Origin of the sequence: Novosphingobium bradum, assembly GCF_042646485.1 — a bacterium.
Taxonomy (GTDB): domain Bacteria; phylum Pseudomonadota; class Alphaproteobacteria; order Sphingomonadales; family Sphingomonadaceae; genus Novosphingobium; species Novosphingobium bradum.
Genome location: NZ_JBHRTQ010000007.1, coordinates 653589 through 677344, shown reverse-complemented (window position 1 = coordinate 677344; position 23756 = coordinate 653589). Strand labels below are relative to the sequence as shown.

The window sequence follows — 23756 nt, the reverse complement described above, 5'->3', positions numbered from 1 at the left end:
TTTCGTTGCCCGCTTTTCGCGCCAACGGCATTCCCTCACGCAAACGGAGAATGATGTGCAGCTCTGGGTCGGCCTCGGCAATCCCGGCGGGCAGTATGCGCTGCACCGGCACAACGTCGGCTTCATGGCGGTCGATACCATCGCCGAAGTCCACGGCTTCGGCCCGCCGCAGAAGAAGTTCCAAGGCTGGCTCCAGGAAGGCCGGATCGGCACCGAGAAGATCCTCCTGCTGAAACCGGCCACCTTCATGAACGAAAGCGGTCGCGCGGTGGGCGAAGCCCTGCGCTTCTACAAGCTGACACCGACCGATCTCACCGTCTTCCACGATGAACTCGATCTCGCCCCGATGAAGGTCAAGGTCCGCACCGGCGGCGGGCTGGCCGGCCACAATGGCCTGCGCTCGATCGACCAGCATCTCGGCCCCGATTTTCGCCGCGTGCGGATCGGCATCGGCCACCCCGGCCACAAGGACCGCGTGACCGGCCATGTCCTGGGCAACTATGCCAAGAGCGAGATGGACCCGCTGGCCGATATGCTGGGCGCCATCGCCGCCGAGGCACCATGGCTCGCCAAGGGCGACGACGTGCGCTTCATGAGCGACGTGGCCTCGCGCCAGGCGGGCTGATAATATCAGCGCGGTTTACAATTACCGGGTTTGCCACAAGCCGTTGACGATCCGACTTCCAGGTCGTCCGGGCATTTTCGTTCCCGGCTCGACCATGACGTTCGCGTCCAGGCTCACCGGCCCTGCGCTCTCCTCGCCGGCCTGCTCGCCGCCAAGGTGGCCTTGGCCAACACCGTCATCCTCCGCGCCTGCGGCGGGAGGAAACGGGCCGCCCCCACCGGGGAAGCGGCCCTCTTTCATGCCATCGGCGCCGCTTACCAGCCGCGATGATGCCCGCCATCGGCCAGGGCACCGCCGATGATCAGGCCAATGATCCCCGATGCCACGGCGGCCATCACGATGTCGCCATTGCGATCGCGGTAATAGCGATAGCCCGGGCGCGGCGGCGGCAGATCATAGGCACCGTAGTCAAGGATCACGTAGCTGTTGTCGCGCCAATAGGGGTAGCGTTGGCCCGAACGCCAGGCGCCCCGGTAGCCGTCGTAGCCGTAATGGCCGCCATAGTAGCGCCAGCGATGATCGCGATCGCGGTGGCCGCGCCAGTCGCCCCGGCGGTCGTCACGCCGGTCGAACTGGTCCGGGCGGCCATCGCGGTCACGGTCGCGGTTCCACTCGCGCCGGTCGGGCACGCCGTCGCGGTCGCTGTCGCGCCCGCCGTAATACTGGGCCGAAGCCGGAACCGCCGACATCACGCTGGCCACCGCCAGCAGGACGCCCATGCCACCCTTCAGGAACCTGTTCATCGTTCTTCTCCTCGAAGTCTTGAGAACCGATCCCATAATCCTCCCGCGTGCATGGCCACTGCGTGAACAAGAACAGGCCGCGCGCGGCAGACGGTGAGCGGAGCGCGTTGATACGCGGGCAATTTCTGTCGGAAGAGACTGGACTGCCCGGCCGGCTCAGCTGCGCTGCGCGGCCATCGTCCCCGCCGGTCTGGCCCCGGCCATGACGCCTGCAGGATTGAAAATTCGATGAAAACACCCGCCCACCGGGAAGGACCGGCAGGCAACTGGCCAAACCCCGCCCTCCCCGCTATGGCCCGCCCGAATTCAGCTTTATTGTCGGAGTATCAGATGGGTTTCCGTTGCGGGATCGTGGGCCTGCCCAATGTGGGCAAATCGACGCTGTTCAATGCCTTGACCGAAACCCAGGCGGCCCAGGCGGCCAACTATCCGTTCTGCACGATCGAACCCAATGTCGGCAATGTCGGCGTCCCAGACGCCCGGCTTGATCAGTTGGCCCAGATCGCCGGCAGCCAGAAGATCATCCCCACCCAGCTGGGCTTCGTCGACATCGCCGGCCTGGTGCGCGGCGCCTCCAAGGGCGAAGGCCTGGGCAACCAGTTCCTCGGCAACATCCGAGAGGTGGATGCCATCGTCCACGTCCTGCGCTGCTTCGAGAACGACGATATCCAGCACGTCGACAACAAGGTCGATCCGATCTCGGACGCCGATACGGTCGAGACCGAACTGATGCTGGCCGATCTGGAAAGCCTGGAGAAGCGCGTTCCCGCCGCGCAGAAGAAGGCGACCGGGGGCGACAAGGAAGCGAAGATCATGGCCTCGGTGCTCGGCCAGGCGCTCGATCTCCTGCGCGATGGCAAGCCCGCCCGCCTGACCAAGCCCAAGGACATCGAGGAAGCCCGCGTCTTCGCCCAGGCCCAGCTGCTCACCGCCAAGCCGGTGCTCTATGTCTGCAATGTCGAGGAGGAAAGCGCCGCGGATGGCAATGCCTTCTCCGCCCGGGTGTTCGAGAAGGCCAGGGCCGAAGGCGCCAACGCGGTGATCGTCTCGGCCGCGATCGAGGCCGAACTGGTCGGCATGGACGCCGATGAACGGCTCGTTTTCCTTGAGGAAATGGGCCTCCACGAAACCGGCCTCGCCCGCGTGATCCGCTCGGGCTACGACCTCTTGCACCTCATCACCTTCTTCACCGTCGGCCCCAAGGAAGCGCGCGCCTGGACGGTTGAGAAGGGCTCGAAGGCGCCCCAGGCGGCCGGCGCGATCCACTCCGATTTCGAGCGCGGCTTCATCCGCGCCGAAACCATCGCCTACGATGATTACATCGCGCTCGGCGGCGAATCCGGGGCCAAGGATGCCGGCAAGTTGCGCGCGGAAGGCAAGGAATACGTGGTGCAGGACGGCGACGTGCTGCACTTCCGCTTCAACGTCTGAGGCCGATTGCGGCAAGGCCCGGCGGCACCAGACGCCCGCCGGGTCACTTCCGGCCGAACAGTTTCTCGATGTCGGCGTGGGCAAGCTTCACCCAGGTCGGCCGGCCGTGGTTGCACTGGCCCGATCGCGGCGTGGCTTCCATCTCGCGCAGCAGGGCGTTCATCTCCGCGACCGAAAGGGCGCGGCCTGCCCGCACCGATCCGTGGCAGGCCATGGTCGCCAGCACATGATCGAGCCGCTCGCCCAGCAGCAGGGCATCGCCGTGCTGGGCGATATCGTCGGCCACGTCGCGCACCAGCGCCTTGATGTCGCCCCCGGCAAGCGGCGCGGGAACGGCGCGGACCAGCATGGCGTCCGGCCCGAACCGCTCCAGCGCCAGGCCATGTTCGGCCAGGCGCGGCGCGGCTTCCTCCAGCCGGTCGCAATCGGTCTCTTCCAGTTCGACCACTTCGGGGATCAGCAAGGCCTGGGAACTGGCGGCGGCCTGCCCGGCCCCGGCCGCCTTCAGCCGCTCCATCACCAGCCGCTCATGGGCGGCGTGCTGGTCGACGATGACCAGGCCATCGGCAGCCTCGGCCACGATGTAGGTCTGCGCCACCTGGCCGCGCGCCACGCCCAGGGGAAAGTCCTGCGCGCCCGCCACCAGCGGGACGGCCGCCTCGGCCCGGGCGGCCGGGGCCATCACGCCCTGCTCGTAGCCCCGCCACAAAGCACCGGATTCGCCAAGGCGCTGGCCTTGCGGGGCATATTGCCGGGCGAACAGCGAGGTGAGGCCGGGGGATGGGGCACCGGGCGCCTCCCCCGCCCCGCCCGCCGGCGGGAGAGCGGCAAGCGGTTCGGCCTGCCAATTGGCCATGGCGCCGCTCGCCACCGGCTGGGCGCTGCGCCCGGCCGCGCTGTCGAGCGCATGGCGCAGGCCTGATACGATGAAGCCCCGGACAAAGGCCGGATCGCGAAAGCGCACCTCGGTTTTCGCGGGATGCACGTTCACGTCCACCTCCTCGGGCGGCACTTCGAGGAACAGGGCCAGCACGGCATGGCGATCGCGCGCCAGCATATCGGCATAGGCGCCGCGCACTGCGCCGATCAGCAGGCGATCCTTTACCGGCCGGCCATTGACGAACAGATACTGGTGATCGGCCACGCCGCGATTGAAGGTGGGCAGGCCGGCGACCCCGGTGAGCCGGGCCCAAGTCCCGTTATTGGCGCCGCGCTCGGCCTCGATTGCCACGCCCTCGTCGGCCAGTTCGCGGGCGATGAGCTGGGCGACCCGGCGGGCCAGCCCTTCCCCGCCCGGCACCGCCAGCACCCGGCGGCCATCATGCTCCAGGGTGAACCCCACGTCGGGCCGGGCCATGGCCAGCCGGCGCACGACATCGAGGCAGGCGGCATATTCGCTGCGCGCGCTCCGCAGGAACTTGCGCCGCGCCGGCACCCGGCCGAACAGGTCCTCCACCCGGATGCGGGTTCCCGGCGGCAGGGCGGCCGGGCCTTCGGCCACCACCTCGCCATGATCGACCGTGCGCGACCAGCCGTCGGCCCTCCGCTCATCCTGAGCCTGTCGAAGGACCGGCCGGCTCTCGATGGTCAACCGCGCGACGCTCGCGATGGAGGGCAGCGCCTCGCCCCGGAAGCCCAGGGTGGCGACCTGCTCGATCGCTTCATCGGGCAGCTTGGAGGTGGCGTGGCGTTCCAGCGCCAGGGCGATCTCGTCCGGCGCCATGCCGCAACCGTCGTCGGTCACCTCGATTCTGTCGAGCCCGCCATTGGCGAGGCGCACCGCCACATGGCCGGCGCCGGCATCGATCGCATTCTCGACCAGCTCCTTGAGCGCGGAGGCCGGGCGCTCCACCACCTCGCCGGCGGCGATGCGGTTGACGAGGGTATCGGGGAGGCGGCGGATGACGGGCATGAAGGGGGTGTGCAGTCCTCGGGGACGAGAAGGGCCAGACTAGCGACGAACCGCCGGGAATTCGAGACGAGGCGGCGCAGTCTCCCCCGCTTTCGCGACAAATTTTTGGCCATCGGCCCACCCTTGCGCTAAGGAGCCGCATCCCCCACTCCGCTGGGCCGATCGCCGCACCTGCGGCATCGGGCGGCGGCAACCAGAAAACCACGGAATTCCATCGATGTCGTCCATGATGTCCCGATTCTTCAAGCTGGGCTCGCAGAACCTCGCGATCGACCTCGGCACCGCGAATACCCTCGTCTACGCCCAGGATCGTGGCATCGTGCTGAACGAACCCTCGGTCGTCGCGATCGAGACGATCAACGGCATCAAGAAGGTCAAGGCCGTCGGCGACGATGCCAAGATGATGATGGGCAAGACGCCCGACAATATCGAGGCGATCCGCCCCTTGCGCGATGGCGTCATCGCCGACATCGAGATCGCGGAAGAGATGATCAAGCACTTCATCCGCAAGGTGAACGGCAAGCGCTCGATGTTCCGTTATCCGGAAATCGTGATCTGCGTGCCCTCGGGCTCCACTTCGGTCGAACGCCGCGCGATCCGCGATGCGGCCTCCAATGCCGGGGCCAGCCAGGTGTTCCTGATCCTCGAACCGATGGCCGCCGCGATCGGCGCCGATATGCCGGTGACCGAGCCGGTCGGCTCGATGGTGGTCGATATCGGCGGCGGCACCACCGAGGTCGCCGTGCTCTCGCTGCGCGGCCTGGCCTATACCACCTCGGTCCGCGTCGGCGGCGACAAGATGGACGAAGCCATCGTCTCCTATGTGCGGCGCCACCACAACCTCCTGATCGGCGAGGCCACGGCCGAGCGGATCAAGAAGGACTATGGCTGCGCGGTGATCCCGGCCGATGGCGTGGGCGAAACGATCCACATCAAGGGCCGCGACCTGGTGAACGGCGTTCCCAAGGAAATCACCATCACCCAGGCGAACATCGCCGAGGCTCTCTCGGAACCGATCGGCGCCATCGTCGAGGGCGTGCGGATCGCGCTGGAAAACACCGCGCCCGAACTGGCGGCCGATATCGTCGACCAGGGCATCGTGCTGACCGGCGGCGGCGCCCTGATCAAGGGGCTGGACGACTATCTGCGCGAGGAAACCGGCCTGCCGGTGTCCATCGCCGAAGATCCGCTGTCCTGCGTGGCGCTCGGCACCGGCCGGGCCATGGAAGACCCGGTCTATCGCGGCGTCCTGATGACCGCCTGAGGCGGGGCCAGGCAGCAGAATTTCACGCAAGCGGCGTGGCGGGCAGGCTTAAAGGGGGGCTGCCCGGGGGCAGGTCCGCCGCTGAGGCCAGAGGCGAGGTAAGGAGCAGGGCATGGCGCCGCCGAACGCCCGGCGCACCGGCTTTTCCAGGCGGGCGCAATACGGGACCTTCTTCGGCTATCTCGCCGCGATCGCCGGCGCGCTGGCCGGTGCGCTCGTCCTGGTCGTGTCGCTGCTGAACCCCGGTGCCTTTGCCGCCTTGCGCGGAAGCGCGGCCGATGCCGCCGCGCCGGCCGGCCAGGTGGTCGCCGCCGGCCGCTCGGGCGGGCAGACGGTCATGGCCGGCCTGTGGGGCTATCTTTCCTGGGGGCCGCGCCATGCCGCGATGGAGCACGAGCTCCAGATCGCCCGCGTCCAGCTTGCCGAAGCCCGCGCCCTGGCCGATGAAAACCGCCGCCTCAAGGCGCTGGCCGGCCTTGCCCAGGCCGATTCCGGCCCGGTCGCCTTCGCCCGGCTGATCGATTCCACCGCCTCCAGCCCGCGCCGCTTCGCCACCCTTTCGGTCGGGCGCGACAAGGGAGTCACCGTGGGGATGCCGGTGCGCTCGCCGGCCGGCGTGGTTGGCCGGGTGCTCGAAGTCTCGGCGCGCACCGCGCGAATCCTGCTGATCACCGATCCCGAAAGCCTTCTGCCGGTCATGCGCGGGCGCGATGGGGTGCCCGCCTTTGCCCAGGGCCGCGGCGACGGCACGCTCCAGGTCCGGCTCGTCAGCCTCGGGATCAATCCGCTGAAGGTGGGCGATGTCCTTGTCACCTCCGGCTCGGGCGGGCTCTATGCGCCGGGCATGGCGGTTGGCGTGGTGGTTTCGCTCACCCGCGACGGCGCCATCGCCCGCGTGCTCAGCGATCCCACGCAAAGCGCCTTCGTCGCCATCTACCCGCCCTACGCGATCAGCGCGGGGATGCCCGAGGCGCTGGTCCCGGTAGCCCCGGCCACGCCGCCGTCGGGCAAGCCGGCCCACAAGAAGAAGCCGGCCGCGGTGGCGCCCTGATGCCCCGCTCCGGCCTCGATAGCGCGCCGGCCGCCGCGCGCCAGCTCAACCGGGCGCCCTCCCCCCTGCTCGCCCGCTCGGTGCCGTGGGTGGCGGTGATCCTCGGCTCGGTGGCTCAGACCCTGCCGGTAATCGCCTCGGCCCCGGTCATGCCGCCGCTGGGCTTCCTGTTCCTCGTCGGCTGGCGCCAGTTGCATCCCGGGCTGCTCCCGGTCTGGGCCGGCCTGCCGCTGGGCTTCGTCGATGATCTCTACAGCGGCCAGCCGCTGGGCTCGGCCATGCTGCTGTGGTCGGTGGCGATGATCGTGTTCGAAGTGATCGAGCAGCGCTTCCCCTGGCGCTCCTACCTGATGGACTGGCTGGTTGCCGCAGGCGTGATCGCTGCCTATCTCCTGCTCGCCTCCACTCTCGCCCAGGCCGGGCTGACCGGCAACCACATGACGGTACTGGCCCCGCAACTGGTGCTCTCGGTGCTGCTGCTCCCGCTGGTCGAGCGGTTCATCGCGGTGTGTGACCGCCTGCGCCTGTGGCGCTTCCGGTCGCTGGGGTAGCCACCATGTTCCGCTTCCTGCGGCGCGACCGCACCCGCCAGACCCTGGGACGACACATCTCTTCGGGAACCCTGGCCAACAGCTTTGACCGGCGCAGCGTGGTGGTCGGCGCGCTGCAGGGCGGGGTCGGAATGCTGCTCGCCGCGCGGATGGGCTGGATCGCGCTGGTCGAGAGTGACAAGTACCGCACCCTGTCGGAAAGCAACCGGGTCAACCTCTCGCTGATCCCGCCGCGCCGGGGCTGGATACTCGACCGCAACGGCCTGCCCATGGCCACCAACCGGACCGACTTCCGCGTCGATCTCGTGCCCGAACGCCTGCAGGACCCGGACAAGACCCTTGCCGAACTGGCGCAATTGCTCAGCCTGACCCCGGTCCAGCTCCAGGACCTTTCGGACAAGATCAAGCGCAGCCGCGGCTTCCAGCCTGTGGAAGTGGCCACCAAGCTCGGCATGGAGGCCTTTTCCGCCGTCAGCCTGCGCCTGCCCGAATTGCCCGGGGTGATCCCCCAGCGCGGGTTTTCGCGGTTCTATCCCACCGGCCCGGCGGTGGCCCACCTGATCGGCTATGTCGGCCCCGCCTCGGCCGACGACTACGAGAAGGACCGCAATCCCCTGCTCATCACGCCGGGCTACAAGGTTGGCAAGGACGGGCTGGAGAAGGCCTTCGAACCCACCTTGCGCGGCGTCCCCGGCGCGCGCCGCACCGAAGTCACCGCCACGGGCCGCGTGGTGCGCGATCTCGCCATGCGCGAGGATGTGCCGGGCAATCCGATCCGGCTCACCATCGATGGCGCCCTGCAGGACTATGCCGCCCGCCGCATCGGCCTGGAATCGGCCGCGGTCACGGTGATCGATTGCCACACCGGGGGCATTCTGGCCCTCGTTTCCATGCCAGCCTTCGATCCCAACAGCTTCGTGGGCGGGATCGGCCGCCTGCAATGGAAGATGCTGAACGAGGACGATCACGTCCCCCTGCTCAACAAGGCGCTGCGCGGGCTTTACCCGCCCGGATCGACCATGAAGCCGATGGCCACCCTCGCCCTCCAGCAGCACGGGGTCGATCCGGCGGAGCGGGTCAACTGCCCCGGCGGCTACCGGCTCGGCAGCCGGTTCTTCCGGTGCGACGCGGTCCACGGATCGGTCGATATGCGCCAGGCGATCGAGCACAGCTGCAACACCTATTTCTGGTCGATGGCCCACCGGGTCGGCTATGATGCGATCGCGCCGGTCGCCAGGCTGCTCGGGCTGGGCCAGGAATTCGAACTGCCCGGCACCAGGCAGCGCTACGGCACGATCCCCGACGCGGCCTGGAAGATGCGCCGCTACAAGCAGGAGTGGACCGCGGCGGATTCGCTCAACGCCTCGATCGGCCAGGGTTATGTCTCGGTCTCGCCGCTGCAACTCGCGGTGATGACCTCGCGCATCGCCTCGGGGCGCAATCTCAATCCCTCGTTGATGTTCGGCCAGCCCGCCACCCCCGGCCCGGCCCTGCCTTTCACCCCTGAACAGCTCGCCGTCGCCCATGACGGGATGTTCGCCGTGGTCAACGGCTCGGGCACGGGCGTTGGCAGCAAGCTCCAGCTCCCCGGCATCCAGATGGCCGGCAAGACCGGGACCGCTCAGGTCCGCGCGCTGACCAGCCGGGGCCACGTGGGCGACTGGAAATCGCGCGATCACTCACTGTTCATCGGCTATGCGCCGACCGACCGGCCGCGCTACGCGGTCTCGGTGGTGGTCGAACATGGCACTTTCGGCGCCCGCGCCGCCGCGCCGATCGCGCGCGACGTGCTGACCTTCCTGTTCGATCCGGGCCAGGCGTGGGACACGCTGCTCGCCATGGAAAAGACCTGGGGCGGCACCCCGATGGAGCGGATGGACGCGCGCTATCGCGCCTTCGCCGCGCAATATGGCACCACGGCGCCCAAGGTGGGCGACGACCAGGCCGTCCAGGCCGCGATTACCAAGGCCGACAATACCGAAGTGCCCGCCGCCGATGCCGGCACCACGCCCGATACCGCCCGCGAGGAACCCCCCGGGCCTGCCGTTTCGGCACCGGCCAAACCAACCGGTAGCGCCGCCCCGACCACAGCGGGACCAGGCTCGGCACCATCAGCAGGCCAGCCGAAATGAGCCCGAGCATCATCCCCGATCCGGTGGCGCGCCAGCCCTGGCCGGTCATCCTTCCCCTGCTTGCGCTGACCACCTTCGGCGCGACCGTGCTCTATTCGGCCGCCGGCGGCTCGCTGCGTCCCTGGGCGCTCACCCATTTCCTGCGCTTCTTCGTGTTCCTGGCCATGGCCATCGCCATCTCCCGGGTCCGCAAGGAGGTGTTCAAGCAGCTTGCCTATCCGATCTACGGGGTCATCGTGGTCCTACTGGTGCTGGTCGAGCTGGTTGGCGGGATCGGCGGGGGCAGCCAGCGCTGGCTCAACCTCGGATTCATGACCCTCCAGCCCTCGGAGCTGATGAAGCCGGGGATCGTGCTGGTCCTCGCCCGCTTCTACGACGACCTGCCCGCCTCGATGACCGCGAGCTGGCGCGCGCTGATCCCGGCCGCCACCCTGCTCGCCGTGCCCGCCGGCCTGGTCATCATCCAGCCCGATCTCGGCACGGGCCTGGCCATCACTTTCGGGGCGACAGTGGTGGTGTTCCTGGCCGGCGTGCCCTTGTGGTGGTTCATCAGCGCCGGCGCGGCCGTGGCGGTGATCGCGCCGGTCGCCTTCTTCACCGTGCTCCACGATTACCAGCGCCAGCGGGTGTTCGTGTTCCTCGATCCGTCCAAGGATCCGCTCGGCACCGGCTACCACATCCTCCAGTCGACCATCGCGATCGGCTCGGGCGGGTTCTTCGGCAAGGGCTTCGGCAACGGCTCGCAAAGCCACCTCGACTATCTGCCCGAAGCCCACACCGATTTCGTCTTCGCCACCATGGCCGAGGAATGGGGCATGGTCGGCGGCCTGTTCGTGATCGGGGTCTTCGCCTGGGTGCTGAACTGGGCGCTCCGGACCGCGCGCAACGCCAGTGGCCGGTTCGACCAATTGCTCGCCATGGGCATGGCCTTCACCATGTTCTTCTACGTCTGCATCAACCTGATGATGGTCATGGGGCTGGCCCCGGTGGTCGGCATTCCGCTGCCGTTCATGAGCCACGGCGGCTCCTCGATGATGACCAACATGATCTGCATCGGCACGATCATGGCGGTCGCCAACTGGAACCGCGAAGGCCCGCGCAGCCTCTCGTGAAGGGCAGCCAAATTTTTTGCGCCGGGCATGAAGATTGCCCCTTCCCATCCCGGATTTGGCCGCTATAGGGAGCGCTCCCGAGCGGAACTGCCCAAGCGGCGGCGCCTTTCGGAACCCCGGTAAGCCCGGTGTGGACGCATAGCTCAGTTGGTAGAGCAGCTGACTCTTAATCAGCGGGTCCTAGGTTCGAGCCCTAGTGCGTCCACCACTTCCCTTCAGATTTACCGCCGCTCAGGTGCCCCTGTCACATCGCGGAAGCCGTGTGGCCGGCTGCATTACCGCCGTCGCGCGTCCAGGTTGGCCCGGGCCGGCGCCCATCCCTTGCGGATGAACCCGGCTCCGGATCTCGGGTTTGCGCCAGACGAGCCGGCGATCAGAACCGCCCGCCGTTTACCGCAAGCAGCTGCCCCGAGGTGTAGGACGATTCGTCCGAGGCGAAATAGACGACCGCGCCGACCACCTCATCATTGCGCCCGCCGCGCCTGAGCGACACGCGCCGTTCGAACGCGCCCGCGCGCTTGGCGTCCTCCAGCGGATAGGCATCGCCGGTGATGATCGTGCCGGGCTGCACAGCATTGGCACGGATGTTGTCCTTGCCCCATTGCGCCGCCATGTTCTTGGTCAGCCACCACAGGCCGGCCTTGCCCATGCCATAGGCATCATAGCCCGGCGCCGGATCGAACCCGCATGACGAGGTGAAGGTGATGATGCTGGCCCCGCCGGCCGCGACCATCTTCGGGTGCAGGTTTCGCATCAGGCGCAGCAAGCCCCAGGTCTGGGCCTCGAACTGGTCGCGGAAATCGGCTTCCGAGGTCGACAGCAGATCGCCCATGCGCGGATGACTGGGCTGGCTGGAGAACACGACCACGTCGATCCCGCCGAAGGCATCCCAGGCCTCGCTGGCGAGCCGGTCCATGTCTTCGCCCTTGGTGAAATCCGCCGCAACGGTCGCCGCTCGCACGCCCAGCCCGCGGATTTCCTCGGCCAGCGGTGCGAGCTTGGCTGCGGTCCGGGTGGTCAGGATCAGGTCGGCGCCTTCCGAGGCCATCCCGCGGCACAGTTCCGAGCCCAGCAGCCCTCCGGCGCCCGTCATCAGCGCGCGCTTGCCCGTCAGTCTTCCCATGGTCTTGTTCCTGTTATCGTTGCTTCGCGCACCGTCCTGCTTTCCCGACCGGCCGCTTGTCAACTGGCGCCGCCCCGGCCATCGCCCAGACCGTCGGGAACAACCGGACCTTGCGGCACGGCCTGCGCCGGAAAAGCGCTTAGACGCCCAGCAGCCTGTAGCTGTCGTGGCGGGCGACCGAGTGGCTCAGGCGGTTGCTGAAGGTGTTGATGATCTCGCGCTTCACCGTTCGCGTGATCCCCCACAGGAAGAAGCCATAGACCGGGCTGACCCGATACTGCGCCCAGCCTTCCTCGTTGTCCGGCACCTCGCTGCCAAGGCTGCGCGCGGTCTCGAGGTAGTGGTTGACGAGATTGCGCTCTTCCTTCTCGGCCACATCCACCGGCAGGGTCGCGGCGATGTGGTAGGCAACGTCGAGCGCCCAGCCGCCGCGCTGCAACAGCTCGTAATCGATCAACCCCGCGCCGTCCTTCGTCTCGAAGGCATTGCCGGCGTGGCAATCGCCGTGGATCATGAACGGCCGCCGCCTGGCATCCACCGCCGACAGCGCCTTGAGGCCTTCGATCAGGCGCGTCGCGTCCTGCTGCGCCTCGGGAATGCCCGCCGCGCGCTCGTCATGGAGCAGGCCCTGGAGCATCTCGGGCTTCATGATCTGCGCCAACCAGTCGATCTGGCGGCCCATCCAGTCCATCTCCTCGACCGGACCGAGGGCCAGGTAGCTGGCGTGCAGCCGCGCCAGTTGCTCCAGCGTGGCGGCGGTGCGGTTGGCGTCGAACGGTTCGAGCGCGGAGCAGAAATGCACCCCCTGCTCGACCATGTCGCGCATATAGTGGATGGCGTGGCCGGCCTCGCGGTCGCAGGGCATGGCCACCGGGTCGGGGTGGCGGAAGCTCACCTTGTCGGCCAGCTCGGCATAGAACCGGGATTCGCGCACCGCCGTCGCCGTGGGCCGATCCTCTGCCCGGTCGAGATAGCCCTTGAGGCACAGGCCGATCGATTCCCCGCCCTCGAAATGCGCCCTAAAGCGCACAATGGTCGACTTGATGGTCTGGTTGATCTGGAGCGGATCGACCACCCCGACCCGGCTGACCCTGGCCCCCTTGCTGACCGGAACGAGGATCTCGCTCAACCACTCGGGATCAAGCGCGCCATCCAGCGTGCGGGGGATCGGGCGGGTCAGGGCCGGGGGCAAGGTCGTCGTCATCGCATCCATCCTACTTGCCCGCGCCCACGCCGCCATCGACCGGCACCTGGATGCCGGTGATGTTGATCGCCCAGTCTGACGCGAGGAACAGGGCCGCCTTGGCCGGTTCGGACGGATCGATGATGCGGCCCAGCGGCTGGAGCGTGGCCATCCGGTCGAGCATCGCCTGGGGCAGCGGGCCATTGGCGCCGATGCCGAAGCTGGTCGCCATGGTGCCGGGGTTGACGTTGTTGATGCGGATGTTCTTCGGCCCCAGCTCGATCGCCAGGGCGCGGGTCAGGTTGACGATCGCCCCTTTGGTCGCGCCATAGAGCGAGCCGCCCCAGCCGATCATCCCGGCCACCGAGGCGGTGTTGACGATCACCCCGCCCCGCTTGCCGCCATCGGCATCCTGCTTCTCGAACTGGGCGATGGCCGCTTGGCAGCCCAGCAGCACGCCCTTGACGTTGATCGCCAGCAGGCGGTCGATGTCGACATCGCTCGCCTCGAGGAAGCTCTTGGTCGCCCCGGTCGGGTGCATCGGCGAGGACACGCCGGCATTGTTGTACATGACGTCAAGCCGGCCATAGGCCTCCACCGCGGCCGCCACCGCCGCCTCGACATCGGCCCGCTGCGACACGTCGCAGCGCACCGCGATGGCCTCGCCGCCGGCCGCCTTCACCTCGTCGACCGTCCGGGCAACACCCTCTTCGTTGACATCGGCGCAGACCAGGCGCGCGCCATGCTCGGCAAACAGCAGCGCGGCCTGCCTGCCCACGCCCGAACCCGAGCCGGTGATGACGCAGCTCTTGCCGTCCAGAAGCTTCATGCAAACTCTCCCCGTATCCCGTGAATTCAGGCGCTGACGATGCTGAGCACCTGCACCTGCTGGTAGACCCGCACGCCCTCCGGCCCGCGCTCGCGGTTGACCCCGCTCACCCCCCAGCCGCCGCTGGAGGCATAGGCGCTGGTCAGCCCGCCGTTGACGTTGACCGTGCCGGTCCGCAGCCTCCGGGCCACGGCAGTGGCCTCGCGGGCATTGCCATAGACGTGGCCCGAAAGGCCGTAGATCGTGTCGTTGGCCATCTCGACTGCGTGGTCGAGGTCGCGGTAGCCGATCACGCAGACCACCGGGCCGAAGATCTCCTCCTGCGCGGCGGGGTTCTTGTTGTCGGGGACGTCAAGGATGGTCGGCTCGAAGAAGAAGCCGTTGCCCATGCCTTCCGGCCGCTTGCCGCCGGTGACCACCTTGCCACCGGCTTCCACCGCCGCCTTGACGAAATGCTCGCATCGATCTCGCTGCGCGGCGCTGATCACCGGGCCGAAGGTCGTCGTCGGATTGGCCGGATCGCCGATCTTCGCGGCGTGATTCAGCGCGCCGGCCATGGCCTGGAGCGCGGCTTCCTTGTGCTCCTGCGGCACGAAGATGCGGGTGCCCAGCACGCAGCCCTGCCCGGCATGGGCCATGCACACCATCGCCGCCGCACCGGCCGCCTGGGCCAAGGCATCGGGCAGGAAGATCTGCGCCGACTTGCCGCCCAGCTCGAGCTGGAGCTTCTTCATCGTCGGCGCGGCCTGGGCCATCACCGCGCGGCCCACCAACGACGAGCCGGTGAAGGCAATCATGTCGACGTCCTTGTGTTCCGACAGGATCACGCCGCCCTCGGCCCCCTTGTCGGCGATCACGTTGAGCACGCCCCTGGGCAGGCCGGCAGCCGCGGCGGCCTCACCGAAGATCAGCGCCGAAAGCGGGGTCAGGGGGCTGGGCCGCAGCACCACCGTGTTGCCGGCCAGCAGCGCGGGAACCACCTTCCACAGATTGGTATAGAAGGGGAAATTGTAGGCCGAGATCGCGCCGACCACGCCCACCGGGACATAGCTTCGCAGGCTCTGGCCCACCTTGCCCTGGGCGTTGAACCGTTCCGCGATGGGCAGCGGATTGTCCTCGAAGGCCGGGAGCGACTGGAATATCCCGATCACCTGGTAGCCATGCTGGATCGACATATCGACCTGCGCCGGCACCACCGTGCTCACCGGCGCGCCGGCTTCCAGCAAGGCCAGTTCCTTCAGCCGGTCACGGTTGGCGGCGAAGAAATCCATCAGCTTGCGAACCGCGGCCACGCGCTCGGCATCGGGCAGGCCCGACCAGCAGCCACTATCGAAGGCGCGGCGGGCGGCGGCGATCGCCTGCTCCACCTGCCCGGCAGACGCGCCGGGAAATTCGACGAAGGTCTCGCCGTTGCCCGGGTGCTCCACCGGCAGGGCCGTGCCCTCACCGCCGACATAAGCGCCGTCGATGTACATTCGGGTTTCGAGGGCGAACCTGGTCACGATCGGTTCCTTGACTGCGCTCGCCATGGCTCAGCCCTCCACCCGGTCGAACACGACCACCGGGATACGGCGGGTCGTGCGGGTCTGGTAGACGTCGTAGTTCGGCCACTTCTTGCAGGCCTCAGCCCACAGTTCCTCGCGCTCGGGGCTTTCGGCGGTGCGCGCGATGGTCTCGAACACGTCGCCCTTGATCTGCAGGGTGGCGTGGGGATCGGCCTGGAGGTTGAGATACCACAGCGGATGGTCGGGATGGCCACCCTGCGAGCCGATGATGAAGATCTTGCCCTTCGCCTCGGTGAAGATGATCGGGATCGTCCGCTTGAGGCCCGACTTGCGCCCCGTGGTGGTCAGCAGGCAGCAGGTGGCGCCGTTCCACTCATAGCCGGTCTCGCCGTTGGTCTCGCGATAGAGGCGCACGTGCTCGTCGCCGAGCAGGGCCATCGGGGTGCCGATCGCGCTTTTGCCGCCCTGTTCGCGCGCGGCCTTGAGCATCGCTTCATCGGGTTTGACCATGGGAATGTCCTTTCCAAATGTGTTCGGCGGCCGGGGCCGCGAGATGGGCTTGCCGCGCCGAATTGGCCGGCGCGGCGCAAACTGGGGGCAACGCTCTTGGCGCACACCCCGAAAACGGGCCGCGGCGTCGGGCCTATTTCAGCAACACGTGCAGCCCGGAAATGCCGCGCTGTTCCAGTCCGCCGGTCAGGTAGGGGGCGGGCTGGTCGGGATCGATCCGCAGATCGGGGAAATGGTCCATCAGGGCGTTGATCGCGACATACATCTCGCTCTCGGCGACATTGCGCCCCAGGCACATATGGGCGCCCACGCCAAAGCCGATGTGCTGCCTGAACGGGCGGTGGAGGTCATAGACGTCCGGGTTGTCCCAGCGCGGGGGATCGCGGTTGGCGGCGGCGAGGCAGATATCCACCACGCTTCCCGCCGGAATTTCCATGCCGCCGATCTCGGTATCCTGCACCGCAAGGCGGCTGAACATCGGGTTGTTGGGGTTCCAGCGCATCGATTCCTGGATCGCCGGCTCGACCAGGCTGCGGTCCGCCTTGACGTCTTCCCAGCGGCTGCGATCGACCAGCAGGGCATAGAGCACGATCCCCATCTGCCGCCAGGTCGTGCCCCCGCCGGCCAGCAGGAGCAGGCGGCAGAAGGTAACGATCTCCACGTCGTTCAGGGTGCGCGGCCCCTCGTCCGGCAGCTCGATCTCGGCGGCCAGCAGCCAGGAGATGATATCCTCGCCCGGCGCCTTGCGGCGCAGCTCGATCTGCTCGGTCACCATCCGGTCAACCGTGGCCATGCCCTCGGCCTGGGCCGCGCGGCCCGAACGGGTGCCCAGGCTGTTCACCAGCGCCTTGCGGAAGGCCAGCGCCTGTTCGCCGCGCAGGCCCACCGCGGCGGTGATGGTGTGCACCGGCACCCGCGCGCACAGGGTCATGTTGAGTTCGGCGCGGTCCTTCGCCTGGAGATTGCCGACGATGGCGCCCACGATCTCGTTGATCCAGCGATCGCGCCACATCCCCACGGCGCGCGGCTTGATGAACAGCGACTGGGCCGCCTTGCGATGGGCGAAGTGCTCGGGACTGTCCATTTCCAGGATGCCCAGCATTTTGAAATCGCCCGGGTTCATGTGGTAGACCCGGTTCGACAGGCGGACATTGTCGCGGAAAGTCTTCTCGGCCAGGTCATAGCCCAGCACCGCATAGCCCTGCCGGCCCTCCACCGTCATCCGGTGGCGATGGTAGAACGGCAGGCCCAACACCTCGCGCAGGAAGCCCTTGTGCACCGGCGCCCTGTCCCGCGCGGCGTTCATCAGCGGATAGGGATCCATCTCGAGGAAATTGCCGTTCTCGATCGCCTCCGAGCGGACATCGTACAACTCGTCGTAAAGCGAATCGTCTGCGTTCAATACGTCGCCCGGGGCGCCTGACATACCGATCCACTCCCGACAGGATTGCTCATCAACGATGCACGGCGGGGAAAAGCTCCCCCGCGCTCGTCGATCGACTGGCAAATTCGCAATTGCGGCCCGAAGTGTCAAGCCATCGATATGCCAGACAATTAAGAGCGCCGGGTTTCAATTCATTATTCATATGAGCCAATAGGCCTATGATATTTACCGGACGCTCCGAATGCTCTGCGTTTCAGCTTGCCGATCAGGCGTTGAGCCCGCCATTGATGCTGATGACCTGCCCGGTGATCTTCTCCGCCCCGCGCCCGCAGAGGAACAGCACCATCGGCGCGATGTCGCGCGGGGTCGGCAGGCCAAGACCGGCGCGCTTTTCCGCCGTGGCGGCGCGGCCATGCTGGATGAACCGCTCGAAGATCGGGGTATCGGCGACGAAGCTGGGCGAGATGCAGTGGACCCGCACCCTGTCGCGGGCCACCTCCATGGCAAGATTGCGAACGAAGCCCATGATCGCGGCATAGGCGCTCCCGATCATCGACTGGCGCGGCGCGGCGAACTTGCCGGCATCCGACGCGAAGGCGACGATCGTCCCTCCTTGGCGAGTGAGATAGGGCAGCGCGGCATGGCACAGCGCCTGGAAATTGCCGGCCACCGCGCCCAGCAGCCCCGCGTAATGTTCGGGCTGGGTTCCGGCGAACAGCCCCGTGGTCCCCGGCGCGCCGGTGATGGCGCAGGCGATCACCGCATCGAGCCGCCCCGCTTCGCCCGCCAGCTTGTCGACCATGGCCAGGATCGCGCCAGGCTCGGCATAGTCGGCCGGGGCCGCAAGGAACCGCCCGCCCGGAACGCGCGCCGCCAGCCGCTCGATCGCGCCAGCCACGCTGGCCGAGCTCGATCCGTGGACGCCGACCACGGCCCCGCGCTCCGCCGCCTGGGCCGCGATCTCGAAGCCGATCGCCCCGCTCGCGCCGGTTACGAGAATGACCGAGCCCGGTTCGATATCGCTCATGCCTTGAAACTCCCCCTGATGCCCGGCCCTCAAGCCAGATCGAGCAATTGCGGCCGCGCCGCGACATAGTCCTTCGTCACCTGCACGAAGGCCGCGCTCGACGGGTTGAGATGGTCCGGGTTCCAGATCATCGCCAGTTCCCACCGGCGATGGGGCGGATGGTCCGCGATCGGCAGGAAGCGGACATCGGGCGGCGGACGCATGGCGCAGGTGGCGGTGATCACGCTGCACCCCAGCCCCGCCCCGATCAGCCCCAGCATGACGCCGGTCTGGGTCACCTCCTGGACCACATTGGGCACGTGGCCCACGCTGTGGAAGATCGCCAGAGTCTCGGGAATGCCGCGCATCGACTTTTCGGGAGGGCGGATGAACGGCTGGCGCGCAAGCTCGGCCAGGGTGACCGATTCCTGCCGGGCGATGTCCCAGTGCGCCGGCACCGCCGCCACGAACAGCGAGCGCTCCACCACCAGCCGCTCGAAGCTGCCGCTGTATTCGCCGTGGCCCAGCACGAAGGCGATATCCAGGTCGCCCGCCAGCAGACGGTCCACCTGATTGCGCGAGATCATCTCCTCCAGCGTCAGCCGGGTGTCGGGATGGGCCTCGTGGAAGCTCACGATCAGCGACGGCAGGAAATTGTTGAGCGCGGCGCCGACGAAGCTGACCCGCACCTCGGTCGATCCAGACACCGCGCGCCGCGCCATCTTGCCCGCCAGTTCGGCCTGCATCAACGTGCGGCGCGCTTCCACCAGGAAAATCTGGCCGGCCTCGGTCAGTTCCACCCCCCGGCGCGAACGGTTGAACAGGACCACGCCCAGGTCGTCCTCCAGCCGCCGGATCGACTGGCTCACCGGCGGTTGCGCCATGTTCAGGCGGCGCGCGGCGCGCCCGAAATGCAATTCTTCCGCCACGGCCACGAAGTGCCGCATATGCCGCAAGTCCATCAGGTTCTACCCACCTTCCGATCCCGAATAGACTGAGCTCCGGGCCGTTCTTGCCGCCACAATAGGTCCGCTCCGAACGATATGGCAACGGGTGAGCGCATGAGCGTGTCAGCATTCGCCAATCACGACCTTTCCCAATATCAGAACATCGCCGTTTGATATTGGACGCCCCGCCGCCCCGACGCGACAAGTCTTGCCCCGCAACCTCGCGCTGGAAAGCCACGGCCATGGACCGCCCCGCCCCGCCCCTCACCGACCGCACCGCGGCTTATTGGCGATCCGGCGCCGATGGCGTGTTGCGGATCGCCCGGTGCAGCGCCTGCGGCTGGCGCCTTCATCCGCCGCGCCCGGTCTGCCCGCGCTGCCGGGGCCGCGAAATCGCCTTCCAGCCCGTCTCGGGCCGGGGCAAGGTCCACAGCTTCGCGATCAACCGCTACCAGTGGACCCCGGCGATCACCCCACCCTACATCATGGCCGAGGTCGAACTGGCCGAGCAGCCGGGCCTGCTGATCCTCAGCAACATCACCCATTGCGCGCTGGACGAGGTCCGTGTCGACATGGCGGTGACGGTCTGGTTCGAACGGACCGGCGAGGCGTGGATTCCCCTGTTCCGGCCGGAGGCGCGCCGATGATCGAGCAGAGCGCGCGCATCACCGGGCTTGGCATTTCCCGCATTGGCCGCCGGCTCGGGATCGATCCCTGGGTGCTCACCGCCGATGCCTGCCTCGCGGCGATCGCCGATGCCGGCCTCACGCCCGACGACATCGATGGCCTTGCCACCTATCCCGGCGCCTTCTGGTCCACCCCGGGCATCACCGGCGCCGGGGTCGACGACGTGCGCGCCATGCTCGGCATCCGCACCCGCTGGCATACTGGCGGTGGCGAACTGCCCGGCCAGCTCGGCTCGGTGATCAATGCCGTGCTGGCCGTGGCTGGCGGGCTGGCCAGCCATGTCCTGTGCTTCCGCACGGTCTGGGAATCGACCGCGCAGACCCGGATCGGCAGCCGCGCCGCCACGCTCAAGCAGGCTCCGCCGCGCGAGCATACGCAGTGGCTCGATCCCTATGGCGGGGGCTATTCCACCTACGGCGCGCTCCAGATGCAGCGCTATATGCACGAAAGCGGGGCCACCCGCGAGCAGCTCGGCCAGATCGCGGTCACGGCCCGCGCCCATGCCGCGCTCAACCCGCTGGCGGCCTATCGCGAACCGCTGACGCTCGAGGATTACCTCGGCGCACGGATGATCGCCGATCCCCTGTGCCTCTTCGATTGCGACGTGCCGATCGACGGTTCGGTCGCCTTCGTCGTGTCGCGGGCCGACGAAGGCCGGATCGACCTGTCGCGCGCCATCGCCTTCGAGGCGATCGGCTCGGCCGCCGGCTTCGCCGAAAGCGCCGCCATGCTCTGGTCACGCACCGCATTGAAGCCGGGCGACGTCCATCTGGCCGAACTGTACGACGGGTTCTCGATCCTCGCCATCACCTGGATGGAAGCCCTCGGCCTGGTCCCACCGCTTGCGGCGGGCAGGTTCATCGAAGGCGGCGAGGCGATTTCCCGCGGCGGCCCCCTGCCGCTCAACACCGGCGGCGGCCAGCTGTCGGGCGGGCGGCTCCACGGCTATGGCCAGCTCTATCAGGCCTGCCGGCAGTTGCGCGGCGAAGCCGGGGCCATGCAGCTACCCGCGCAGCCCGAGGTCGCCATCGTCAGCAGCGGCGCGTCGAGCTTCACCTCCTGCCTGCTGCTCTCCAGGCGCTGAGGCGAGCCTGCGCCGGTTATCCGGTGACCGCGCTGAGATCGAGATTGTAGACCTTCTGGGCATTGCCGCCGAACACCTTGCGCCGTTCCTCCTCGGTGAAAGCATCGGCGGCGCGGGTCATATAGTCCAGCGCGTCGGGATGGAGGCAGACCGGGTGGGGAAAGTCGGTCTGGAACATCACGTTGTCGATGCCGACATAGCGCGCGTCCTCGACCAGCCGGTTGCGCTCGAACCAGGAACACCCGTATATCTGCCGCCTGAACAGCTCGCGGGGCGGCACGTTCCATTTCACCCCAGCCTCGTGCATCTGGTACTCGATGCTTTCGAGGAAGAACGGAATCCAGCCGATCCCGCTCTCCACCGAAACGATCTTCAGCTTCGGAAACCGCTCCAGCCATAGCGACATGAAGATGTTGGCGAACAGCTTGTAGTTCGAGAAGAACATCATGGTGGAACCGAAGGCCAGCTTCTCGGTCGCGGTCTGGGTCGGCCAGTAGCCTTGCCCGAACCATTCGGTGTTGGAAAAGCCGCCGCCGATGTGGAAGTTCACCGGGATGTCATGGCCCTGGCACCATTCCCACAGCGGGGTCCAGTGCTCGTCGGCCAGCACCGGCAGGCCGTTGTTGTGCGGCTCGCTGTGGGTGTTGACCCCGCGCATCCCCATCAGCCGGCAGCGCTCGGCCTCGGCGAGGCATTCCTTCATGTCCCACCATGGCAGCATGATCATGCCATAGACGCGGTTGTCGGTCGCCGCCTGGAATTCGGCCAGCATATCGTTGTAGATCTTGGTGATCACCAGCCGCAGCTCGGGATCCACCCCCATGCCCTTCTGGTTCCCGAACCCCAGCAGGTTGGGATAGGCGATCTGGGCGGCGATGCCGTTCTGGTCCATGTAGGCGAGGCGCGCCTTGGGCTCGTGCGAGGCCGGATAGGCGTCCTCGAACGTCCAGTTGACCATCTCCATGCTGAAGGCCTTGGACCCGTCATGGCGGATGGTGCAGGTCGGGAAGGCCGGCCCCATCACCTTGTCGTGATCCATCACCCAGACGAGCCGCCCGTCCTTCTCCTTCACCTGCGGCACCCGGTCCCTGAATTTGGCCGGCGCGCGCGAGGTCCACAGGTCATAGGGTTCGGCCAGGTGCGTGTCGGCATCAACCACGGGAATGCCCGTGAATGCACGGGGCTTGACGAAAGCGTCCACCTTTCCAGATCCTTCCAGCTTGTTCTCGGCCACTGCGGCATTTGCCGCAATGTGGAAGCGCTCCGGGGCGTCGTCCAATATGGTTGGGCTGCGATCTGATATGATCGCGCTATGCGACGCGGCCCCGGCCCAACCATATGCCGGGGGTATCTCACCGTAGCGAATTCATATTGGCGCGGCGGCCGCTTTGGCCTGATGCCTGCCCAAAACCGGGCGCCGCGCCGCGCGCGCAGCGCCCCAACGAACGATCGGGAGACCTGGGTGGCCTACAACCTGCTGAGTGACGTCAAGGTCATCGAGCTGTCGATGTATGCCTTTGCCCCGGCCTGCGCGGCGGTCCTGTCGGACTGGGGGGCCGACGTGATCAAGGTCGTCCCCCCCGATTCCGCTGATCCGATGCGCGGCAATTCGATCGCCGGCCTGCCGCCTGTCGAGACCGGCATCTCGTTCATGTGGGAGCAGCTCAACCGCGGCAAGCGCTGTATGTGCATCGACGTGTCGCAGGCCGAGGGCCGCGACCTGCTGCTCAGGATCCTCGCCGATACCGACGTGTTCATCACCAACCTGCTGCCCGGCGCTCGCCGCCGCTTCGGGATCGACGTGGACGATGTCCGCAAGGTCAATCCCGGCATCATCTATGCCCGCGCCAGCGGCCACGGCGATCGCGGGCCGGAGCGCGAGAAAGGCGGGTTCGACCATACCGATTTCTGGGCGCGCACCGGCATCGGCCACGCCGCCTCGATGGCCGTGGGCGAATTCGTGCCCCAGGCCGGCCCGGCCATGGGCGACAGCGCCTCGGGCGCCTTCCTTGCCGGCGCCATCGCCGCCGCGCTCTATCAGCGCAGCCGCACCGGCGAAGGCGCGGAGATCGATGTTTCCCTGCTCTCCGCCGGCGTCTGGATGTTCGGCCCGGCGGTGATTGCCAGCCAGCTCTACGATATCGACACCATCCCCCGCTTCAGCCACGCCGAGCAGAAGAACGCGCTGGTCACCGCCTATGCAACGCGCGATGGCCGGCAGATCTATTTCTCCGGAATCCGCACCGACAAGGGCTTCCAGGAACTGGCCGACCTCATCGGCCATCCCGAACTCACCCACGACCCACGCTTCAACTCCAACCTGGCCCGGGTGGAGAATGTGCGCGATCTCATCGGCAAGCTCGACGAGATCTTCGCCACCCGCGACCTGGCCGATTGGGTGGGCCGGCTCCAGCCCTGCTCCACCCCCTGGGCCGTGGTCCAGAGCGCGCGCGAAGTCGCCACCGATCCGCAGGTCCTGGCCAATTCCTACGTGGTGACCGTGGAAGGCGAGGCCCGCCGCTACCCGGTCACCGGCAGCCCGGCCCAGTTCGACGGCGCCGCTCCCACCCTCACCCGCGCGCCCGATCACGGCGAACATACCGAGCAGATCCTCCTCGATCTCGGCCTGGCGTGGGACGAGGTGGAGCGCCTGAAGGCCGCCCGCGTGGTCAACTGA

21 protein-coding genes and 1 tRNA gene are annotated in these 23756 nt (G+C 67.7%); 11 read left to right on the top strand and 11 right to left on the bottom strand.

Translation table 11 applies throughout. From position 1 onward, the window contains the following. The first annotated feature begins 55 nt into the window (after nt 1–55). Nucleotides 56–625, top strand: a complete 570-nt coding sequence (gene pth / locus ACFOD9_RS09095; RefSeq protein WP_379509766.1) for an aminoacyl-tRNA hydrolase — start codon at nt 56–58, stop codon at nt 623–625. Between the two features lie 254 nt (nt 626–879). On the opposite strand, the gene ACFOD9_RS09090 is transcribed toward pth, so the two are convergent. Then, nucleotides 880–1368, bottom strand: coding sequence for an RcnB family protein (locus ACFOD9_RS09090; RefSeq protein WP_379509765.1), 489 nt, complete (start codon nt 1366–1368; stop codon nt 880–882). Between the two features lie 330 nt (nt 1369–1698). Between ACFOD9_RS09090 and ychF the strand changes: the two genes are divergently transcribed. Then, on the top strand, nt 1699–2799 hold the full coding sequence (gene ychF / locus ACFOD9_RS09085) for a redox-regulated ATPase YchF (RefSeq protein WP_379509764.1): 1101 nt from the start codon (nt 1699–1701) through the stop codon (nt 2797–2799). 43 nt (nt 2800–2842) lie between these two features. On the opposite strand, the gene mutL is transcribed toward ychF, so the two are convergent. Continuing rightward, nucleotides 2843–4711, bottom strand: a complete 1869-nt coding sequence (gene mutL / locus ACFOD9_RS09080) for a DNA mismatch repair endonuclease MutL (protein ID WP_379509763.1) — start codon at nt 4709–4711, stop codon at nt 2843–2845. A gap of 217 nt (nt 4712–4928) precedes the next feature. Between mutL and ACFOD9_RS09075 the strand changes: the two genes are divergently transcribed. The 6 genes from ACFOD9_RS09075 (at nt 4929) to ACFOD9_RS09050 (ending at nt 11029) form a co-directional block, all read left to right on the top strand. Beyond that, complete coding sequence (locus ACFOD9_RS09075) at nt 4929–5975, top strand: rod shape-determining protein (protein WP_379509762.1); 1047 nt, start codon at nt 4929–4931, stop codon at nt 5973–5975. 112 nt (nt 5976–6087) lie between these two features. Next, nucleotides 6088–7026, top strand: coding sequence for a rod shape-determining protein MreC (mreC, locus tag ACFOD9_RS09070; RefSeq protein ID WP_379509761.1), 939 nt, complete (start codon nt 6088–6090; stop codon nt 7024–7026). Beyond that, entirely contained in the window at nt 7026–7577 is a 552-nt protein-coding gene (mreD, locus tag ACFOD9_RS09065) for a rod shape-determining protein MreD (protein ID WP_379509760.1), read from the top strand. The genes mreC and mreD overlap by 1 nt, the downstream gene beginning before the upstream one ends. Nucleotides 7578–7582: 5 nt before the next feature. After that, a complete protein-coding gene (mrdA, locus tag ACFOD9_RS09060) occupies nt 7583–9709 on the top strand; it encodes a penicillin-binding protein 2 (RefSeq protein WP_379509759.1) in 2127 nt (708 codons plus the stop codon). Further along, nucleotides 9706–10821 carry a rod shape-determining protein RodA gene (gene rodA, locus ACFOD9_RS09055; RefSeq protein WP_379509758.1) on the top strand — a complete coding sequence of 372 codons (1116 nt, stop codon included), beginning with the start codon at nt 9706–9708 and terminating at the stop codon, nt 10819–10821. Before mrdA ends, rodA begins: the two co-directional genes overlap by 4 nt. 132 nt (nt 10822–10953) lie before the next feature. Beyond that, nucleotides 10954–11029, top strand: a tRNA-Lys gene (locus ACFOD9_RS09050). 165 nt (nt 11030–11194) lie between these two features. On the opposite strand, the gene ACFOD9_RS09045 is transcribed toward ACFOD9_RS09050, so the two are convergent. The 8 genes from ACFOD9_RS09045 to ACFOD9_RS09010 all read right to left on the bottom strand — a co-directional run bounded on the left by ACFOD9_RS09045 (nt 11195) and on the right by ACFOD9_RS09010 (nt 19323). Beyond that, nucleotides 11195–11944 carry an SDR family NAD(P)-dependent oxidoreductase gene (locus tag ACFOD9_RS09045; protein WP_379509757.1) on the bottom strand — a complete coding sequence of 250 codons (750 nt, stop codon included), beginning with the start codon at nt 11942–11944 and terminating at the stop codon, nt 11195–11197. A gap of 139 nt (nt 11945–12083) precedes the next feature. Continuing rightward, nucleotides 12084–13148, bottom strand: coding sequence for a phosphotransferase (locus ACFOD9_RS09040; protein ID WP_379509756.1), 1065 nt, complete (start codon nt 13146–13148; stop codon nt 12084–12086). A gap of 10 nt (nt 13149–13158) precedes the next feature. Continuing rightward, nucleotides 13159–13956, bottom strand: coding sequence for an SDR family NAD(P)-dependent oxidoreductase (locus ACFOD9_RS09035; RefSeq protein WP_379509755.1), 798 nt, complete (start codon nt 13954–13956; stop codon nt 13159–13161). Between the two features lie 26 nt (nt 13957–13982). Continuing rightward, nucleotides 13983–15458: an aldehyde dehydrogenase family protein gene (locus ACFOD9_RS09030; RefSeq protein ID WP_379509754.1), complete on the bottom strand. Its 1476-nt coding sequence runs from the start codon at nt 15456–15458 to the stop codon at nt 13983–13985. Nucleotides 15459–15488: 30 nt separating this feature from the next. Next, complete coding sequence (locus ACFOD9_RS09025; protein WP_379509753.1) at nt 15489–15971, bottom strand: nitroreductase family deazaflavin-dependent oxidoreductase; 483 nt, start codon at nt 15969–15971, stop codon at nt 15489–15491. Between the two features lie 133 nt (nt 15972–16104). Further along, on the bottom strand, nt 16105–17397 hold the full coding sequence (locus tag ACFOD9_RS09020; protein ID WP_379509752.1) for a cytochrome P450: 1293 nt from the start codon (nt 17395–17397) through the stop codon (nt 16105–16107). A 223-nt stretch (nt 17398–17620) separates the two neighbouring features. Then, nucleotides 17621–18382: an SDR family NAD(P)-dependent oxidoreductase gene (locus tag ACFOD9_RS09015; protein ID WP_379509751.1), complete on the bottom strand. Its 762-nt coding sequence runs from the start codon at nt 18380–18382 to the stop codon at nt 17621–17623. Nucleotides 18383–18411: 29 nt separating this feature from the next. Continuing rightward, complete coding sequence (locus ACFOD9_RS09010; protein ID WP_379509750.1) at nt 18412–19323, bottom strand: LysR substrate-binding domain-containing protein; 912 nt, start codon at nt 19321–19323, stop codon at nt 18412–18414. A gap of 227 nt (nt 19324–19550) precedes the next feature. Here ACFOD9_RS09010 and ACFOD9_RS09005 point away from each other — a divergent pair, with 227 nt between their 5' ends. Together ACFOD9_RS09005 and ACFOD9_RS09000 are read left to right on the top strand one after the other, a co-directional pair. After that, the gene (locus ACFOD9_RS09005) at nt 19551–19955 is read left to right on the top strand and encodes a Zn-ribbon domain-containing OB-fold protein (protein ID WP_379509749.1); all 405 of its coding nucleotides are present in this window, start codon (nt 19551–19553) and stop codon (nt 19953–19955) included. Continuing rightward, on the top strand, nt 19952–21079 hold the full coding sequence (locus ACFOD9_RS09000) for a thiolase family protein (protein ID WP_379509748.1): 1128 nt from the start codon (nt 19952–19954) through the stop codon (nt 21077–21079). The genes ACFOD9_RS09005 and ACFOD9_RS09000 overlap by 4 nt, the downstream gene beginning before the upstream one ends. A gap of 16 nt (nt 21080–21095) precedes the next feature. Here ACFOD9_RS09000 and ACFOD9_RS08995 read toward each other — a convergent pair whose 3' ends face one another. Continuing rightward, nucleotides 21096–22280 carry an amidohydrolase family protein gene (locus ACFOD9_RS08995; RefSeq protein WP_379509747.1) on the bottom strand — a complete coding sequence of 395 codons (1185 nt, stop codon included), beginning with the start codon at nt 22278–22280 and terminating at the stop codon, nt 21096–21098. Nucleotides 22281–22541: 261 nt separating this feature from the next. Here ACFOD9_RS08995 and ACFOD9_RS08990 point away from each other — a divergent pair, with 261 nt between their 5' ends. Further along, entirely contained in the window at nt 22542–23756 is a 1215-nt protein-coding gene (locus tag ACFOD9_RS08990; protein WP_379509746.1) for a CaiB/BaiF CoA transferase family protein, read from the top strand.

Coding starts and splice junctions, on each gene's coding strand:
- ACFOD9_RS09035 (WP_379509755.1), bottom strand. CDS start 13,956: ATGAAGCTTCTGGACGGCAAGAGCTGCGTCATCACCGGCTCGGGTTCG.
- mreD (WP_379509760.1), top strand. CDS start 7,026: ATGCCCCGCTCCGGCCTCGATAGCGCGCCGGCCGCCGCGCGCCAGCTC.
- ychF (WP_379509764.1), top strand. CDS start 1,699: ATGGGTTTCCGTTGCGGGATCGTGGGCCTGCCCAATGTGGGCAAATCG.
- ACFOD9_RS09010 (WP_379509750.1), bottom strand. CDS start 19,323: ATGGACTTGCGGCATATGCGGCACTTCGTGGCCGTGGCGGAAGAATTG.
- ACFOD9_RS09005 (WP_379509749.1), top strand. CDS start 19,551: ATGGACCGCCCCGCCCCGCCCCTCACCGACCGCACCGCGGCTTATTGG.
- ACFOD9_RS09045 (WP_379509757.1), bottom strand. CDS start 11,944: ATGGGAAGACTGACGGGCAAGCGCGCGCTGATGACGGGCGCCGGAGGG.
- ACFOD9_RS09090 (WP_379509765.1), bottom strand. CDS start 1,368: ATGAACAGGTTCCTGAAGGGTGGCATGGGCGTCCTGCTGGCGGTGGCC.
- ACFOD9_RS09040 (WP_379509756.1), bottom strand. CDS start 13,148: ATGACGACGACCTTGCCCCCGGCCCTGACCCGCCCGATCCCCCGCACG.
- ACFOD9_RS09015 (WP_379509751.1), bottom strand. CDS start 18,382: ATGAGCGATATCGAACCGGGCTCGGTCATTCTCGTAACCGGCGCGAGC.
- ACFOD9_RS09025 (WP_379509753.1), bottom strand. CDS start 15,971: ATGGTCAAACCCGATGAAGCGATGCTCAAGGCCGCGCGCGAACAGGGC.
- ACFOD9_RS09020 (WP_379509752.1), bottom strand. CDS start 17,397: ATGTCAGGCGCCCCGGGCGACGTATTGAACGCAGACGATTCGCTTTAC.
- ACFOD9_RS09000 (WP_379509748.1), top strand. CDS start 19,952: ATGATCGAGCAGAGCGCGCGCATCACCGGGCTTGGCATTTCCCGCATT.
- mutL (WP_379509763.1), bottom strand. CDS start 4,711: ATGCCCGTCATCCGCCGCCTCCCCGATACCCTCGTCAACCGCATCGCC.
- mreC (WP_379509761.1), top strand. CDS start 6,088: ATGGCGCCGCCGAACGCCCGGCGCACCGGCTTTTCCAGGCGGGCGCAA.
- mrdA (WP_379509759.1), top strand. CDS start 7,583: ATGTTCCGCTTCCTGCGGCGCGACCGCACCCGCCAGACCCTGGGACGA.
- rodA (WP_379509758.1), top strand. CDS start 9,706: ATGAGCCCGAGCATCATCCCCGATCCGGTGGCGCGCCAGCCCTGGCCG.
- ACFOD9_RS09075 (WP_379509762.1), top strand. CDS start 4,929: ATGTCGTCCATGATGTCCCGATTCTTCAAGCTGGGCTCGCAGAACCTC.